Here is a 16,205-nt window from a genome sequence, read left to right as displayed (position 1 = left end):
GCTACAGGCCCGGGAGCAGCGAGACGACGAGGTCGATGAGCTTGATGCCGATGAACGGCGCCACCAGGCCGCCCAGGCCGTAGATGAGCAGGTTGCGCGTCAGCAGGGACGACGCCGACGCCGGCCGGTACCTCACGCCCCGCAGCGACAGTGGGATCAGCGCGAGGATGATCAGCGCGTTGAAGATGACGGCCGACAGGATCGCGGACCCCGGGCTCGCGAGGTGCATGATGTTCAGCGCCTCGAGCTGCGGGAAGACCGTCATGAACATGGCGGGCAGGATCGCGAAGTACTTCGCGACGTCGTTCGCCACGGAGAACGTGGTCAGCGCGCCGCGCGTGATGAGGAGCTGCTTGCCGATCTCCACGATCTCGATGAGCTTGGTGGGGTCGGAGTCGAGGTCCACCATGTTGCCCGCCTCCTTGGCAGCGGACGTACCGGTGTTCATCGCCACGCCGACGTCGGACTGGGCCAGGGCCGGGGCGTCGTTCGTGCCGTCACCGGCCATCGCGACGAGCTTGCCGCCCTCCTGCTCACGCTTGATGAGCGCGAGCTTGTCCTCCGGCGTGGCCTCCGCCAGCACGTCGTCCACGCCGGCCTCGGCCGCGATCGCCCGCGCGGTCACGGCGTTGTCGCCCGTGACCATCACCGACCGGATGCCCATGGCGCGCAGCTCGTCGAACCGCTCGCGCATGCCCTCCTTGACCACGTCCTTGAGCCGGACGACGCCGAGCACCCGGGCCGGCGCCCCGCCCACCTGCTCCGCGACCACCAGCGGGGTACCGCCGGCCCGCGAGACGGCGTCCACGTGCTTCTCCAGGTCCTTGACCTCCCGGTCGGAGACCTGAGCGCCCGTGCTGTGCACCCAGCGCTGGATCGCGCTGCCGGCACCCTTCCGGATGCGGTGCACGCCCCCATCGCTGGTCGAGCTTGTCGAGACCCCGGTTTCGGCAGGCTCAACCCGCGTACGCGGCAGGTCCACGCCCGACATCCGGGTCTGCGCCGTGAACGGCACCAGCTCCGCGTCCAGCGGCAGCTCCTCGCCCACACCGTACTTCTCGTCCACCAGGTCGACGATGCTGCGCCCCTCCGGCGTCTCGTCGGCCAGTGACGCGAGCCGCGCCGCCACCGCGAGCTCCTGCGGCGTCACCCGGCTCACCGGCAGCACCTGCGTGGCACGCCGGTTGCCGTACGTGATGGTGCCCGTCTTGTCGAGCAGCAGCACGTCCACGTCACCCGCCGCCTCCACCGCCCGGCCCGACATCGCCAGCACGTTGCGCTGCACCAGCCGGTCCATGCCCGCGATGCCGATGGCGCTCAGCAGCGCGCCGATCGTCGTCGGGATGAGGCAGACCAGCAGCGCGACGAGGACCAGCAGCGACTGCCGCGAGCCCGAGTACACCGCGAACGGCTGGAGCGTGGCCACCGCCAGCAGGAACACGATGGTCAGCGACGTCAGCAGGATGTTCAGCGCGACCTCGTTCGGCGTCTTCTGGCGCTCGCTGCCCTCGACCAGGGCGATCATCCGGTCCACGAACGTGGCGCCGGCGGGCGCCGTGATGCGCACGACGACCTGGTCGGACAGCACCACGGTGCCGCCGGTGACGGCGCTGCGGTCGCCGCCGGACTCGCGGATGACGGGGGCCGACTCGCCGGTGATCGCCGACTCGTCGATGGACGCGACGCCCTCGATGACGTCGCCGTCGCCCGGGACGGTCTCGCCCGCGGCGACCACCACGACGTCGCCCACCTGCAGCGTCGAGGACGGCACCTCGACCGTGGGCAGCAGGTCCAGCCGCGTGACCGAGGCCAGGGTGTCCTGCGCGGCGTCGACCTTGCGCGCCGTCGTCTGCTTCTGCGTGGCGCGCAGCGTGGAGGCCTGGGCCTTGCCGCGCGACTCGGCCACGGACTCGGCGAGCGTCGCGAACAGCACGGTGGCCCACAGCCAGACGGCGATCCACCAGGCGAACACGTCCGGCTCGATGACCGCGAGGACGGTCGTGACGAGCGCGCCCACCTCGACCACGAACATGACGGGCGAGGTGTACAGGACGCGCGGGTCCAGCTTGCGCAGCGCGCCCGGGAGCGCGGACCGGAGCTGCGCCCAGGTCAGCGCGCGCGGCGTGCGGCGCTCGGGGCGGTGCCGCGTGCCGCCGCGTCGTCCTGAGCCTGTCGAAGGATCGGGCACGGGCTCCTGGGTGGGAACGCCGGGGACGTTCCGGGTGTCGATGGTCATGACAGGGACTCCACAACGGGACCGAGGGAAAGGACGGGGATGAAGGTGAGCCCCACGACGACGATCGCGACCGTCGCGAGCATGCCCGCGAACAGCGGGCGGTGCGTGGGCAGGGTGCCCGCCGTCGCCGGCACCGCCGTCTGGCTCGCGAGGCGACCCGCGAGGGCGAGCACCAGCGCGATCGGCACGAACCGGCCCGCGAGCATCGCGATGCCCTGCGTCACCTCGTAGAACGGGGTGCCCGAGGTGAGCCCGCCGAACGCGGAGCCGTTGTTGTTGGCCGCCGAGGCGTACGCGTACAGCACCTCGGACAGGCCGTGCGGGCCCGACTCCTGGAGCCCGGCCAGGCCGGGCTGGACCACGACGGCGGCCGCCGTGCCCACCAGGACCAGCGCGGGGGTCGTCAGCACGTAGAGCGCGACGAGCGTCATCTCCTGGCGGCCGATCTTCTTGCCCAGGTACTCGGGGGTGCGCCCCACCATGAGCCCGGCGATGAACACCGCGACGACGGCCAGGACGAGCATCCCGTAGAGGCCGGAGCCGACGCCGCCCGGGGCGATCTCGCCCAGCAGCATGTTGAACAGCACCAGCCCGCCGCCGGGCGCCGTGAGCGAGTCGTGCGACGCGTTCACCGCGCCGGTCGACGTCGCCGTGGTCGCCACCGCGAACAGCGCGCTGCCCGCGAGCCCGAACCGGGTCTCCTTGCCCTCCATGGCGGCGCCCGCTGCCTGGGGTGCGGCGCCCGGGCCCGCCATCTCGGCCCAGGTGGTCAGCACCAGCGAGGCCAGCGCGAGGCCGCCCATGACGCCGAGGATCGCCCAGCCCTGCCGCTTGTCGCCCACGAGGATGCCGAACGTGCGGGGCAGCGTGAACGGGATGAGCAGGATCAGGAAGATCTCGACGAGGTTGGTGAACGGCGTCGGGTTCTCCAGCGGGTGGCCGGAGTTCGCGTTGAAGAAGCCGCCACCGTTGGTGCCGAGCTCCTTGATGGCCTCCTGCGAGGCGACCGGGCCGCCCAGCGACTGCTGCGTGGCGCCCTCGACCGTGGTGATCGCGGTGTGCGGGTCCAGGTTCTGGATCACGCCGCCCACCATGAGGAGGATCGCCGCGACCAGGGACAGGGGCAGCAGGATGCGCGTCACGCCGCGGGTCAGGTCGGACCAGAAGTTGCCGATGCGGGCGTCCGTGCCGGAGCGGGCGAAGCCGCGCACCAGGGCGATCGCGACGGCCATGCCGACGGCGGCCGAGACGAAGTTCTGTACGGCCAGGCCGGCCATCTGCACCAGGTGCCCGGCGGCGGCCTCGCCCGAGTACCACTGCCAGTTCGTGTTGGTCACGAAGCTGACCGCGGTGTTCCAGGCGCCGGCCGGGTCGAACCCGGTGAAGCCCAGGCTCCACGGCAGGTACGCCTGGAGGCGCAGCATCCCGTAGAGGAAGAGCACGGAGACCAGCGAGAAGCCCAGCAGGGACATCAGGTAGGTGGTCCAGCGCTGCTCGGCGTCCGGGTCCACGCGGACGAGCCGGTACCAGAGGCGCTCGGCGCGCAGGTGCTTCGGGCTGGAGTAGACGCGCGCCATGTACGCGCCCAGCGGGGCGTGGACGGCGGCGAGCAGGGCGAGCAGGACGAGGACCTGCGCCACGGCGACGAGAACGGGGGTGCTCATGCCGTCACCGCGTCCGGTCGGCGCGGATCAGCGCCACGAAGAGGTAGACGAGGCCCGCCAGGGTGAGCACCAGGCCCACGGCGTCGAAGGGGTTCACTTCCGCCTCCCCGAGGGGCGGGCGGAGTCGTGGCTCGCGGAGGCGCGGCGCGCCACCAGGGCCACCGCGGCGAAGAACGCCACGGTCAGGAGGATGAAGGCCAGATCGGTCATGCCACTGGTCTACGCCGGTGCGCGACCGGTGGAGCCGGTCCTTGACGGAACACTGACGCCGGGGTGGCTAGCTCTGACGCCCTCCTGATGGGGCTCCCTCAGCCGCCCGTAAATGAGATCGGTCGGTTGCCTTGAGACCGGTCGGTCGTTGGACCGGTCTCAACGCAACCGACCGATGTCATCAGTGCGGTGCGGGAAGGTCAGAAGTCGAAGAGCTCCCCCAGGATCGACTCCTTGCGCTTCTTCTTGTAGCGCTGGTCGTACCGGCGGTCGCCGTACGAGTCGTAGCGGCGGTCGTCGTCGCGGCGCCGGTCGTCGTCGTACCGGCGGTCGCGGTCGTAGCGCCGGTCGTCGTCACGGCGCCGGTCGTCGTCCCGACGGCGGTCGTCGTAGCGCGGGTCGTAGGCCGGCTGCGGCGAGCCGTACGCCGGGCCGGCGTGCACCGGGTTCGGCGCCGACGGGGCGGCGGGAGCGGGCGGCGCGACGGGTGCCGACGGCCGGTTCTCCGCGGCGATCTCGGCCTCGACCGACCGGTCGATGACCTTGTCGAGCTCGCCACGATCGAGCCACACGCCACGGCACGTGGGGCAGTAGTCGATCTCGATCCCCTTGCGCTCGGACATGACGAGCGTCGTCTGGTCGATGGGGCACAGCATCGGTTGGTCTCCTTGCGGTCGTCTTCTACCGGTCACCCCAACGGACGGGGCGGTGCTGCGGTTCCTCCGGCGCCGGCTACGCCGGAGCTCCCACGCTCTCACGGACGCCTCCGGCGCCCCACCGCACGGCGGCTTCCACGAACGGTCCGACGTCGGCGAGCGCCCCCGCCGAGCCGCCGCCCCCGTTCGCGACGATCGCCCAGATGATGACGGCCGCCACGAGCAGGCCCGCGAGCACGGTCATCGTGATCTTCCACGCCGACCACGGCCGCTGGCCGACGACCTCCGCCGTCCGGGCGTTGACCAGCACCTGGAACGGCTTGCCGCCGTACAGGTAGGTGGCGATCCACACGGGCAGCAGGAGGAGCTTGTACGTCACGGCGGAGTAGCTGGTGTGCACCTGGAACACGCGCTGCACGTCGCCGCCGATGTCCCGCTCGCAGTCGTTCTCGATGACGGGCGCCATCTCGCCCTTGGCCCGCTCCAGCCCGGCCTCGGGCTCGACGTCGTACCGCAGGGTCTCGTACCCGGCGAGGTAGTCGGGCTGGTAGGCGCGGGCCTGCTGGAGCGGCCAGGGGCTGAGCTTGGCCAGGTGCTCCGGCATGACGCGCCCGGTCCCGGCCACGAGCACGTCGTCGAAGTCCCGCCCCACGGTGCCCGACGCCGGATACCAGCGTGTCTTCTGCACCTGCCGGGTGTGGGTCTGGCTGCGGCCCTCGGAGTCGGTGGTCGTGTAGGTCTCGGTGACCCAGTAGTGCTCGCCGCGCTGGCCCGTGTAGTCGGACCGGGTCCGCGCGTCGAAGGTCCAGTGCGGCAGGTAGACGCCGTGCGCCTGCTCCGCGGAGACCACCTTCTTCAGGGCCGACGGCGCGAACCAGCGCGAGCGCACCCACGTCCCCAGGGCGCTCTGCATCGCCGGCCGGTCCACCTCGAACGGCAGCACGGCCTCGGGCTCGACCAGGCCGAGGCCCTCGACCTCCGCGACCATGGGCGACCCGCAGAACCCGCACTTCTGGGATAGGTGGTCGCTGGTGGTGACGGCGCCGCAGGTGCCGCACCGGTAGTCGTGCGCGGCCGGCGCGGCGGGGCGAGCCCGCGCGGCGAGCGCCGCGAAGTCGTGCTCGCGCACCTCGCGGACGACGGCGACGACCTCCTGCGCGTGACCGCAGTACGGGCAGGTCAGCGTGCCGGTGCCGGCCGCGAACTCGACGATGGCCCCGCACTGCTCGCACGGGTAGGCGTGGTGGGCGGCGGGGCCGCCGTCGGTGAGCTCCGCCATCTCAGGCCTGCGGCAGCGGGGGCGGCGTCGCGCCGAGGTGCTTCGCCACGTCCGGTACCGACGCCGCCGGCTCCCAGCCCGCCATGCCGGCGCGCCAGATCAGCGTGGTCGCCGTGAGCGTGCCGGCGGACGCCTGGCCGGCGAGCGCGGCGTCGTCGAACGGGCCGGTCTGCGCGCCGCCGTTGCCGAGGTACCAGCCGCCCGGCAGGGGCGGCGGGCCCGACGTCGCCGCGGGCGCGGGAGCCGGGGCCGAGGGTGCGGGCTGCGTGGGCGGCACGATGGCGTTGCCCACGGACTGGCCGAGCCCCATGCCGATGACGGCGCCGGCGCTGCCCCCGCCGTCGGCCGCTGCCTCCATGGCCTGCCCGGCCTGGAACTGCTGAAAGGCGGCCATGCTGCCCACGGTGCCGGACGAGACGATGCCCATCGAGGTGCGCTTGTCGAGGGCCTCCTCGACCTCGGGCGGCAGCGAGATGTTCTCGATGACGAACTTGGGCACGGCGATGCCGAGGTCCGAGAGCTCGTCGGTGAGGCGGGTGGCGAGCTGGGTGCCGAGGTCGCCGTGGTGCGCGGCGAGCTCGATCACGGGGATACCGGACGACGCGAGCACGCTCGCGAGGTGGCTCACCACGTTCTGGCGCAGGTACTCGTGCACCTCGTCGGTGCGGAACTGCGGGTCGGTGCCGACGAGCTCGCGCAGCAGGAGCTGCGGGTCGCTGACCCGCGCGGAGAACGCGCCGAAGGCCCGCACGCGGACCATGCCGAGCTCCGGGTCCCGCATCATGACGGGGTTCTTGGTGCCCCACTTCATGTCGGTGAACTGGCGGGTGCTGACGAAGTACACCTCGGCCTTGAACGGCGAGTGGAAGCCGTGCTTCCAGCCCTTCAGCGTCGAGAGCACCGGGAGGTTCTGGGTCTCCAGCGTGTAGGTGCCGGGCACGAAGACGTCGGCGATCACGCCCTCGTTGACGAAGACGGCGGTCTGGGACTCGCGCACCACGAGCCGCGCGCCCATCTTGATCTCGTTCTCGTAGCGGGGGAACCGCCACACGATGGTGTCCCGCGTGTCGTCGAGCCACTCGACGATGTCGACGAGCTCGCCCTTGATCTTGTCCAGCAGGCCCATGCCGTCCTCTTCTCTCCATCCGGACACTCGCCCGGAAGCCCCAAACACTCGGACCCTACAAGTCCGGTACGTCCCGGCAAACGAAAAGGAGGCCTGTTCGGTGCCCGTGGTGTCCCATGGGCGCTCCAGGTGCTGTCCGGCGCCTGCCAGTGAACCGGACATGTGAGAGAGTTTCACCGCAGGGTGACTACCCGGCGAACCTGTCCGGAGGTGCTTAGGACCGATGACCGTCCTCGTGGCGTACAACGAGTCACCCCAGGGTGAGGCGGCCATGCGTGCCGCGGTGGCCGAGGCGGTGCGACGCCGTCAGGAGCTGGCCGTCCTCGTGCTGACGCCGCAGGTGGACACCAAGGTCCCCGCGTCGCTCGCGTACCTGCTCGACACCGTCCCCGGCACCGTGACGGTGGCGCCCGTGGTGTTCCGGGCCGAGCAGTCCGAGCCCGCCGACGCGATCGTCGACCAGGCCGAGGCGGTGGCCGCGGAGCTCGTCGTCATCGGCTCGCGCAAGCACTCCACGGTCGGCACGTTCCTGGTCGGCGCGACGACGCAGCAGGTGCTGCTCGACTCCCCCGCCCCGGTCCTGGTCGTCAAGGCCAGCTACGCCTGATTCCTGACGGCCGCATCTCTCCTTTGAGACCTAAGTTTCTTCGCTTTGGCGCGCCTCAAAGCGAAGAAACTTAGGTCTCAAAGGGGATGAGGATGACGGCCTCTGCGGGCCGACGACGGACGGGCCGGCTCAGTGCGCCCGGGCCGACGACGCCGGGGCCGCCGCCGGTACACCCAGGACGTGGCGGGTCAGAGCATCGAGCACGGTGAGGCCGTCGGCCGACAGCACTGACTCCAGGTGCCCCTGGACCGAGGCGACGCCGGGGCCGCGCAGGGCCGTGAGCACGCCGTCGGCGTCGGCGGACGGTTCGAGGGCGAGCCGCGCGACCGGGTTGTCGGCGGCGGTCGCGTCCACCGTCGTCAGGCGCGCCCCGAAGGTGTTGTAGTAGCCGACGGCGGCGGTCGTGCCGAGCACGTCCGCCTCCAGCCGCACGCCCTGGCGGGGTGCGAGCAGCGCCCGGACCGGGAACCCGGCGAGCCCCGCGAGCACCTGGTGGCTGAGGCAGACGGCGAGCAGCGGCCGGCCCGCGGAGACCCGCTCCTGGGCGCGCCGCGTGATGGCGGCGATGCGCGGGTCCGCCTGGTCGCGGGGGTCGCCGGGGCCCGGGCCGAGCACGAGCAGGTCGGGCGCGAGCACGTCGTCGACGGCGTCCCACCGCTCCACGCGCACGGTCATGCCGAGGTGGCGGAGCTGGTGGGCGAGCATCGTCGTGAACTGGTCCTCGTGGTCGACGACGAGGGCGTCCCGCCCTGCCAGGGCACCGGCGAGCGCGGACGGGCTGGTCAAGGCACCGCCCGACGCCGACGGCGCGACCTCCTGCGGCCGCACCCAGAACTCGGCGAGCTGGTGGTTGCGCGCGGTCAGCGCCTCGGCGACGCCGGGCTGGGCATTCAGGTCGACGACGGTGTCGGGCCCGGCACCGCGCGGCACCAGCCCCAGCGAGGCCAGCACCCCCGCGGCCTTGGCCCGGGTCTCCGCGACCTCGTGCTCGGGGACGGAGTGCCGCACGAGGGTCGCCCCGGCCGGGACCGACACCCGGCCGCCGTCGTGCAGGTAGGCCGTGCGGATCAGGATCGGCGCGTCGAGCGAGTAGGCCGCCGGACCGGTCGCGGCGGACGAGGGCGCGCCGTCGTCGGGCTCGAACAGCGCGAGGAACCCCGAGTAGTAGCCGCGCGGGCGCGTCTCGTGCCGCGCGATGACCGTGCAGGCGTTCTCCATGGGCGACCCGGTCACGGTGGGCGCGAACATCGTCAGGCGCAGCGCCTCGCGCGGGTCGAGGGTGGTGCGCCCCTCCAGCAGGTACTCGGTGTGGCTCAGGCGCGCCATCTGCTTGAGGTACGGGCCCACGATGCGCCCGCCGTCCGGGCAGAGCGCGCTCATCATCTTCATCTCCTCGTCGACCACCATGAAGAGCTCCTCGTTCTCCTTGGTGTCGGCCAGGAAGTCCAGCACGCCCTCGCGCGTAGGGCCCGACGCCGGATGCCGGTAGGTGCCGCTGATCGGGTTCATCCGCGCCACGCCGTCGTGCAGGGTGAGGTGCCGCTCCGGGGTGGCGCCGGCCAGGGACAGCGACTCCATCGGGGCCCCCGCCACAGGCGCGTGCACCGCGAACGTCCAGTACGAGCCCACCTCGTGCGTGAGCAGGGCCCGGAACCACGACGTCAGCGTGGGCACGGGAGCGGCGTCGGTCCGGGCCTCGAAGCTGCGCATCACCACGAAGTTGGCGCCCGCGCCCCGGCCGATCTCGTCGTCGATCACGCGGCGCACGATGCCCGCGTACTCCTCGTCCGGGACGTCGAAGCCCAGCGGCTCGGCGGCGACGGGCTCCGGCGGAAGGGCCGCGATCGCGTCGGACAGGGGGACGCGCTCCGACTCGCGCACGACCAGGCAGCGCAGCGGGGCGCCGTCGTCGCGCACGGTGAACCCGCGCTCGCGGGCCTGGCGGTACGGGACGACCGCGAGCACCGGCGCGCCGTCGAGCGGTACGTCGCCCAGCAGGTCGACGTCGACCACCTCGCCGGTCAGCACCTCGACCTCGGCGCCGCCGTGGCGGCGCAGGAGCGCGAAGGGCAGCGTGCCGTCGGAGGCGAGGACGCGGTCGAGAAGGGGGTGCGGGGCGGCGTCGGCGGGGCGCGCGGAGGTGGTCATGCGGGGGGCCTCTCGGTTCGGGGTACCCGCCCCGGACCGGAAGCCTCGTGGGAACACGAAACGACCGCCTCGGAGCGAGACGGTCGTGGACGTTTCAGTGGATGCGTCGCGAGCCCGCCTAGTCGGCGGGCCACCAGTCCAGGCAGATCAGGAGCGACGTCATGGCGGGAACGTTAGCCGGGCTCGGGACCGGGTGTCCACAGGAAGCGTCTAGTCTCGAGGGATGAGCGCTGTGACTCTCGGGATCCCGTCGGTCCGCGGCGTGCCCCGGCGGGCCGCCACCCCGGCAGGCCGGGCGCGCCCCGAAACGCCGCTGCTGGTCGACCGGTACGGGCGGGTCGCGCGCGACCTGCGGGTGTCGATCACCACCGCGTGCTCCCTGCGCTGCACCTACTGCATGCCCGCCGAGGGCCTGCCGCTCGTGCCGAAGGACGAGCTCATGACGCCGGACGAGATCGGCCGCCTCGTCTCGATCGGCGTGCACGACCTCGGCATCCGCGACATCCGGTTCACCGGCGGCGAGCCCCTCATGCGGCGCGACCTGGAGCAGATCATCGGCTCCGCCCGCACGGCGGCCGACGACGCGATGCGCGCCCTCGGCTCCGACGAGCACGTCCGCATCGCCATCACCTCCAACGCCCTCGGGCTCGACAAGCGCGCGAAGGCGCTCGTCGCCGCCGGGCTCGACCGCGTCAACGTCTCCCTCGACACCGTCGACCGTGAGGCCTTCGCGACCCTGACCCGGCGCGACCGCCTCGACGACGTGCTCACCGGCATCCGGGCGGCGCTCGCCGCGGGACTGGCGCCCGTCAAGATCAACGCGGTGCTGCTGCCCGAGACGCTGGCGGGCGCCGCCGACCTGCTCGCCTGGTCCGTGGAGCACGGCTGCCGGCTCCGGTTCATCGAGGAGATGCCGCTCGACGCCGACGGGCGCTGGACGCGCGACGACGTCGTCAGCGCGGACGACCTGCTGGGCGTGCTGCGCGAGCGGTTCACGCTGACCCCCGCGGACCGCGAGGACCCGTCCGCGCCGGCGGAGGAGTGGCTGATCGACGACGGCCCCGCGACCGTCGGGATCATCGCGTCGGTGACCCGCTCGTTCTGCGGGGCCTGCGACCGCACCCGGCTGACCGCCGAGGGCACGGTGCGCTCGTGCCTGTTCGGCAACGAGGAGACGGACCTCAAGTCCCTGCTCCGCTCCGGCGCGACGGACGACGAGGTGGGCGACGCGTGGCGGGCCGCCATGTGGGCCAAGCCCCGCGCCCACGGCAGCGACGCCGTCGAGCTCGCGGCCGACGCGTTCGCCGAGACCGAGCGCAGCATGGGCGCCATCGGCGGCTGAGACTCGTCGAGATGTCTGGTAGGAGCTCGTCCGTTTGCATAGTAGAGACTCGTCGAGATGCCTAACAGGAAGCCGTCCAACTGCTAGGTTGAGCGCATGGCATACCAGCGCCGGATCGTTGACGACGTCCTGGACGACCTCTTCCCCCACCTGGCGGCAATCGCTCTGGAGGGCGCCAAGGGCGTGGGAAAAACGGCCACTGCAAGCCAACGAGCAGCGACGGTTCTGACGCTCAACGAGCCTCGCCAACGCGAGGTGCTCGCAGGCAATCCCGACTACGTGGTCCAGGCACCGCCGCCAGTCCTGATCGATGAGTGGCAGCTGGAGCCGTCCGTATGGGACCGCGTGCGCCGAGCCGTCGACGACAACAGCAAGGGTGGGCAGTTCCTCCTGGCCGGGTCAGCCAGCGTCCCACCCGGAGTACGCATTCATTCAGGCGCCGGGCGAATCGTCAGCTTCCCGATGCGCCCTCTCGCATTCGCGGAACGCGGTATCGACGAACCGACCGTTTCACTCGGGGCGTTGCTCCGGGGTGAGCAGTCGGAAATCAGTGGTCGAACCACCATTGACCTACAGACATATGCCGATGAGATTCTCCGGTCAGGCTTCCCCGGCATCCGAGACCTCCCCGAGCGCGCCCGAAGGGTCCAGCTGGACAGCTATGTGGCACGAATCGCTGAACGAGAGCTGCCTGAGAACGGGATCACCGTCCGGCGGCCGAATGCACTCCGATCCTGGCTCGCCGCATACGGTGCCGCGACAGCCACTGACGCCTCGTACAGCACGATCCTCGACGCAGCCACAGCCGGAGACGACGACAAACCCACTCGGGCGACGTCCGACTCCTACCGCGAGCATCTCCAGCGCATCTTTGTCCTGGATCCCATTCCCGCTTGGATACCCACATTCAACACTCTCAAACGCCTCACGCACGCCCCTAAGCACCACCTCGTCGACCCTGCGATCGCGGCTCGCCTTGTCGGGATCGGCAAGCCCGGCCTGCTCCGCGGCGAAGGCACCCGCGTCTCAGCACAGACCGGCACGTGGCTCGGAGCGCTTTTCGAGTCGCTCACCGCACAGAGCGTGCGCGTCTATGCGGGAGCCTTCGACGCCGAGGTCGGCCACCTTCGCACCAAGAACACCGACCACGAAGTGGACCTGATCGTCGAAGGCGAGGACAGGAAGGTCGTCGGCGTCGAGGTCAAGCTCGCCGCGACCGTCACCGACAAGGACGTGCGCCACCTCAACTGGCTTCACGACCAGATCGGCGACCGAATGGCCGATCGAGTTGTCGTCACGACGGGCGAGTTCGCATACCGGCGGCCTGACGGCGTCGCCGTCGTCCCGCTTGCGCTGCTCGGCCCCTGAGCCACAAGCACCACATGACCGGCACGTGACCTCCTGTCGTCCCAGGTGACCCCCGGGAGACGGCCGCGTGTACGTTGCCGGAAGCCTCGCTCGCACCGACGGCAAAAAGCCGCATAACGCCCACCGGCCTTCTTAGGCTCCCGGCACGTGACCACCATCGCGACGCCACGGGCGCCGGAGGACCCCGGCGCCCCGCCGGCCGCCTCCGCGGCCCCCGAGCGCACAGCACCTCAGCGCCCGCGCCGTGGCCGCCTCGCGGCCGGCCGCCGGCGCACCGCCCTGATCTGGGCGCTGCTGCTGGCCGGCCCCAACATCGCCCTCCTGCTGGTCTTCGTCTACCGGCCGCTCGTCGAGAGCCTGTACCTGTCGACCCTGCAGTGGAACCTCGGCTCCCCGACCGCGCGGTTCGTGGGGCTCGGCAACTACGTCGAGTGGTTCACGGCGCCGACCACCGGCCGGATCGTCACCACGACGGTGGTCTTCACGGTCGCGACCGTAGGCGGCGCGATGGTCCTGGGCCTCGGCCTGGCCCTGCTCCTGGACAAGAAGCTCCGGGGCCGCGGCATCGCCCGCACGGTCGCCTTCGCGCCGTACGTGCTGGGTGGGTTCGCCGTCGGCATCCTCTGGCTGTTCATGTTCGACCCGCGCTACGGCCTGATCCAGGAGCTGCTCGGCTGGGTGGGCCTCGACTCACCCGACTGGTACACGAGCCGCCCGTGGCCGCTGGTCATGGTGATCGTCGTCTACCTGTGGAAGAACCTCGGGTACGTCGCCCTGATCTACCTGGCGGGTCTGCAGGCCGTGCCGCAGGACCTCAAGGACGCCGCCGCCATCGACGGGGCGTCCGCCGCCCGCACGCTGCGCTCGGTGGTGCTGCCGCTGCTCACGCCCACCACGTTCTTCCTGCTCGTGACGATGCTGCTCAGCTCCCTGCAGTCGTTCGACACGATCAAGGCGATGACGCAGGGCGGCCCCCTCGGGTCCACCACGACGCTCATGTACTCGATCTACGTGGAGAGCTTCGTCAACGGCCGCGCGGGCTACGCGTCCGCCGTCGCCACCGTCCTGTTCCTCGTGCTGCTGGCCGTCACCGCCGTGCAGCTGCGGTTCGTCCAGCAGAAGGTGCACTACGCATGACCGCCGCCACGCTCCTCCGCCCGGCTACGCCGGCCACCGCCCCGGCCCGACGACGGCGCCCCCGTCCCCAGGTCGGCTCCTACGTCACGATGATCCTCGCGACGATCGTGCTCGGCGCGCCGCTGCTGTGGATGGCCCTGGCCAGCCTCAAGGCGCCCGACGAGCTCTACACGCTCCCGCTCCAGTGGTTCCCGGCCCAGCCCGACCTCGACAACTACGCGCAGGCCGCGGGCGCCATCCCGCTCGGCCGGCTGCTCGTGAACAGCATCGGCCTGACGATCGTCGGCGCGGGCCTCAAGGTCGCCCTCGGCCTGTGCTGCGCGTACGCGCTCGTCTTCCTCGACTTCCCGTTCCGCAAGCTCGTGTTCGGGCTGGTCATCGCCACGCTGATGATCCCGCCGCAGATCACGATCATCCCCAACTACACGCTGGTGGCGAGCCTCGGCTGGCTCAACACCTACCAGGGCATCCTCGTGCCGGGCCTGGCCAGCGCGTTCGGCACGTTCCTGTTCCGCCAGCACTTCCTGACACTGCCGCGGTCCGTCCTGGAGGCGGCCGAGCTCGACGGCGCGGGGCACTGGCGCAAGCTGTGGCGGTTCGTCGTGCCGATGAGCACGCCGACGCTCGCCGCCGTCGCCCTGGTCTCCGTCGTGACCGAGTGGAACGACTACCTCTGGCCGTTCCTCGTGGTCGACGACCCCTCGAAGATGACGCTGCCCGTGGGGCTCACCCTGCTGCAGAACACCGACGGGATGACCAACTGGGGCGTGCTGCTCGCCGCCACGGTCGTGGTCACCCTGCCCATCCTGCTCGTCTTCCTGGTCCTGCAGCGCCGGCTCGTCGCCGGCCTCACCGCGGGCGCCGTCACCGGCTGAGCCCCCTCTCTTCCCCCTCCCCAGCACCCGGACCCGGGTGCGTCCCCAGCACGAGAACCAAGGAGCACCCCGTGTCCCACCGTCCTGCCCGCAGGGCCGTCCGGCGCCCCCGCGCCGCCGTCGTCACCGCGCTCGCCGCGCTCACCGCCCTGACCGCCGCCGGCTGCGCCGGCCCGAGCGTCGGCGCGACCGGCGGCTCCGACGACGCGACCACCGAGGCCGTCGACTGGTCGCAGGTCGAGCCGGCGAAGGAGATCACCTGGTGGAGCAACCACCCGGGTGCGTCCCAGGAGGTCGAGCAGCAGCTCATCGACGACTTCACCGCCGAGACCGGCATCGAGGTGAAGCTGGTGACCGCCGGCGCCGACTACGACGAGGTCGCCCAGCGCTTCCAGGCCGCGTCGCAGACCGACGAGCTGCCCGACCTGGTCATCGCGTCCGACGTGTGGTGGTTCCGCTACCACCTGAACGACCAGATCATGCCGGTCGACGACGTCATGGAGTTCCTCGACGCCGACGCCGCCGACTTCCAGCCGGCGCTGTACTCCGACTACGAGTACGACGACCAGCACTGGGCCGTGCCGTACGCCCGCTCGACGCCGCTGTTCTACTACAACAAGGACCTCTGGGAGTCCGCCGGCCTCCCCGACCGCGGCCCGGAGACCTGGGCCGAGCTGGAGGAGTGGGACGCCTCCCTCAAGCAGGAGGTCCCGGAGAAGGGCTCCACGTTCGGCCTGTCGACCGGCCCGTCGTGGGGCGCCTGGTGGTTCGAGAACATGATCTGGGGCCAGGGCGGCGCCTACTCGGACGGCTTCGACCTGACGCTCGACACCCCCGAGGCGGTCGCGGGCGGCCAGTTCGTGCACGACCTCTTCCACGAGTCCGGCGTGGCGACCCTGTCCGCGGACGACGCGATGGCCGACTTCTCGTCGGGCCTCATCGCCTCCACCATCGGCTCGACGGGCTCGCTCAAGGGCGCGCTCGACGCCGCGAAGTTCGAGGTCGGCACGGCCTACCTGCCCGACGGCCCCCAGGGCGGCGGCACCCCGACCGGCGGCACCGGCCTGGCCATCCCGTCGTCCAAGACGCCGGAGGAGCAGCTCGCGGCGGCGATGTTCCTGGAGTTCCTGACGGACACCGAGAACACCGCCACGTTCTCGCAGGCCACCGGCTACATGCCCGTGCGCACCTCCGCCGTGGAGAGCGACACGATGAAGGCGACCTACGAGGAGACGCCGCAGTTCCGCACCGCGGTGGACCAGCTCGCCGACAAGGCCCGCGTGCAGGACGACGTCCGCGTCTTCGTGCCCGGCGCCGACGCCCTGCTCAACGACGCCCTGGAGCAGATCATCATCGAGGGCGCCGACCCGGCGACGGCGTTCGAGTCGGTCACACCGCGCATCGAGACCGCGTACACCGAGAACGTCGAGCCGTACCTGGACCCCCAGGACTGACGTGCCCGACGACGACGAGGCCCGCCACGCCGCCCCGGCGCCCGTGGCGGGCCTCGCCGCGCCCGGTTCGACCACGGCCGCGCACGGGACGACCCCGGAACGT

The 16,205-nt window shown here is 71.6% G+C and carries 13 protein-coding genes; 6 read left to right on the top strand and 7 right to left on the bottom strand.

The genetic code is table 11. The features are described 5' to 3' along the window. Position 1: 1 nt before the first annotated feature. The 6 genes from kdpB to FHX71_RS00305 form a co-directional block, all read right to left on the bottom strand. The gene (gene kdpB, locus FHX71_RS00330; RefSeq protein WP_182613908.1) at positions 2-2,236 is read right to left on the bottom strand and encodes a potassium-transporting ATPase subunit KdpB; all 2,235 of its coding nucleotides are present in this window, start codon (positions 2,234-2,236) and stop codon (positions 2-4) included. Next, positions 2,233-3,900, bottom strand: a complete 1,668-nt coding sequence (kdpA, locus tag FHX71_RS00325; protein ID WP_182613907.1) for a potassium-transporting ATPase subunit KdpA — start codon at positions 3,898-3,900, stop codon at positions 2,233-2,235. The genes kdpB and kdpA overlap by 4 nt, the downstream gene beginning before the upstream one ends. A 4-nt stretch (positions 3,901-3,904) precedes the next feature. Then, positions 3,905-3,997 (bottom strand): K(+)-transporting ATPase subunit F, encoded by a 93-nt coding sequence (gene kdpF / locus FHX71_RS28930; RefSeq protein WP_020016455.1) that lies wholly within the window; start codon positions 3,995-3,997, stop codon positions 3,905-3,907. Positions 3,998-4,310: 313 nt separating this feature from the next. Beyond that, a complete protein-coding gene (locus FHX71_RS00315; RefSeq protein ID WP_182613906.1) occupies positions 4,311-4,766 on the bottom strand; it encodes a TFIIB-type zinc ribbon-containing protein in 456 nt (151 codons plus the stop codon). A 76-nt stretch (positions 4,767-4,842) separates the two neighbouring features. Next, positions 4,843-6,045: a TFIIB-type zinc ribbon-containing protein gene (locus FHX71_RS00310; RefSeq protein WP_182613905.1), complete on the bottom strand. Its 1,203-nt coding sequence runs from the start codon at positions 6,043-6,045 to the stop codon at positions 4,843-4,845. 1 nt (position 6,046) lies between these two features. Then, on the bottom strand, positions 6,047-7,171 hold the full coding sequence (locus FHX71_RS00305) for an SPFH domain-containing protein (protein WP_182613904.1): 1,125 nt from the start codon (positions 7,169-7,171) through the stop codon (positions 6,047-6,049). A 223-nt stretch (positions 7,172-7,394) separates the two neighbouring features. Here FHX71_RS00305 and FHX71_RS00300 point away from each other — a divergent pair, with 223 nt between their 5' ends. Next, positions 7,395-7,778 (top strand): universal stress protein, encoded by a 384-nt coding sequence (locus tag FHX71_RS00300; RefSeq protein WP_182613903.1) that lies wholly within the window; start codon positions 7,395-7,397, stop codon positions 7,776-7,778. Positions 7,779-7,907: 129 nt separating this feature from the next. Here the strand turns inward: FHX71_RS00300 and FHX71_RS00295 are convergent, their stop codons facing one another. Then, positions 7,908-9,926: an anthranilate synthase family protein gene (locus FHX71_RS00295; RefSeq protein WP_182613902.1), complete on the bottom strand. Its 2,019-nt coding sequence runs from the start codon at positions 9,924-9,926 to the stop codon at positions 7,908-7,910. A gap of 223 nt (positions 9,927-10,149) precedes the next feature. On the opposite strand from FHX71_RS00295, the gene moaA reads away from it, so the two are divergent. From moaA to FHX71_RS00270, 5 genes are all read left to right on the top strand, one after another. Then, entirely contained in the window at positions 10,150-11,268 is a 1,119-nt protein-coding gene (gene moaA, locus FHX71_RS00290) for a GTP 3',8-cyclase MoaA (RefSeq protein WP_182613901.1), read from the top strand. Between the two features lie 96 nt (positions 11,269-11,364). Further along, positions 11,365-12,636, top strand: a complete 1,272-nt coding sequence (locus FHX71_RS00285) for an ATP-binding protein (protein WP_182613900.1) — start codon at positions 11,365-11,367, stop codon at positions 12,634-12,636. Positions 12,637-12,783: 147 nt separating this feature from the next. After that, the gene (locus tag FHX71_RS00280) at positions 12,784-13,773 is read left to right on the top strand and encodes a carbohydrate ABC transporter permease (protein ID WP_182613899.1); all 990 of its coding nucleotides are present in this window, start codon (positions 12,784-12,786) and stop codon (positions 13,771-13,773) included. After that, positions 13,770-14,648, top strand: coding sequence for a carbohydrate ABC transporter permease (locus FHX71_RS00275; RefSeq protein ID WP_182613898.1), 879 nt, complete (start codon positions 13,770-13,772; stop codon positions 14,646-14,648). Before FHX71_RS00280 ends, FHX71_RS00275 begins: the two co-directional genes overlap by 4 nt. A 71-nt stretch (positions 14,649-14,719) precedes the next feature. Next, entirely contained in the window at positions 14,720-16,102 is a 1,383-nt protein-coding gene (locus FHX71_RS00270) for an ABC transporter substrate-binding protein (RefSeq protein WP_182613897.1), read from the top strand. The last annotated feature ends 103 nt before the right edge of the window (positions 16,103-16,205 follow it).

Origin of the sequence: Promicromonospora sukumoe (genome assembly GCF_014137995.1) — a bacterium.
GTDB classification, from domain to species: Bacteria; Actinomycetota; Actinomycetes; order Actinomycetales; family Cellulomonadaceae; genus Promicromonospora; species Promicromonospora sukumoe.
Note: the sequence above shows the minus strand (reverse complement) of the source record. Positions and strands in the feature narration are given on the sequence as shown.

What these genes read in the sequence shown, in the direction of transcription:
- kdpB (WP_182613908.1), bottom strand. Translation starts at nt 2,236, where the DNA reads ATGACCATCGACACCCGGAACGTCCCCGGCGTTCCCACCCAGGAGCCC.
- kdpA (WP_182613907.1), bottom strand. Translation starts at nt 3,900, where the DNA reads ATGAGCACCCCCGTTCTCGTCGCCGTGGCGCAGGTCCTCGTCCTGCTC.
- FHX71_RS00315 (WP_182613906.1), bottom strand. Translation starts at nt 4,766, where the DNA reads ATGCTGTGCCCCATCGACCAGACGACGCTCGTCATGTCCGAGCGCAAG.
- FHX71_RS00310 (WP_182613905.1), bottom strand. Translation starts at nt 6,045, where the DNA reads ATGGCGGAGCTCACCGACGGCGGCCCCGCCGCCCACCACGCCTACCCG.
- FHX71_RS00305 (WP_182613904.1), bottom strand. Translation starts at nt 7,171, where the DNA reads ATGGGCCTGCTGGACAAGATCAAGGGCGAGCTCGTCGACATCGTCGAG.
- FHX71_RS00300 (WP_182613903.1), top strand. Translation starts at nt 7,395, where the DNA reads ATGACCGTCCTCGTGGCGTACAACGAGTCACCCCAGGGTGAGGCGGCC.
- FHX71_RS00295 (WP_182613902.1), bottom strand. Translation starts at nt 9,926, where the DNA reads ATGACCACCTCCGCGCGCCCCGCCGACGCCGCCCCGCACCCCCTTCTC.
- moaA (WP_182613901.1), top strand. Translation starts at nt 10,150, where the DNA reads ATGAGCGCTGTGACTCTCGGGATCCCGTCGGTCCGCGGCGTGCCCCGG.
- FHX71_RS00285 (WP_182613900.1), top strand. Translation starts at nt 11,365, where the DNA reads ATGGCATACCAGCGCCGGATCGTTGACGACGTCCTGGACGACCTCTTC.
- FHX71_RS00275 (WP_182613898.1), top strand. Translation starts at nt 13,770, where the DNA reads ATGACCGCCGCCACGCTCCTCCGCCCGGCTACGCCGGCCACCGCCCCG.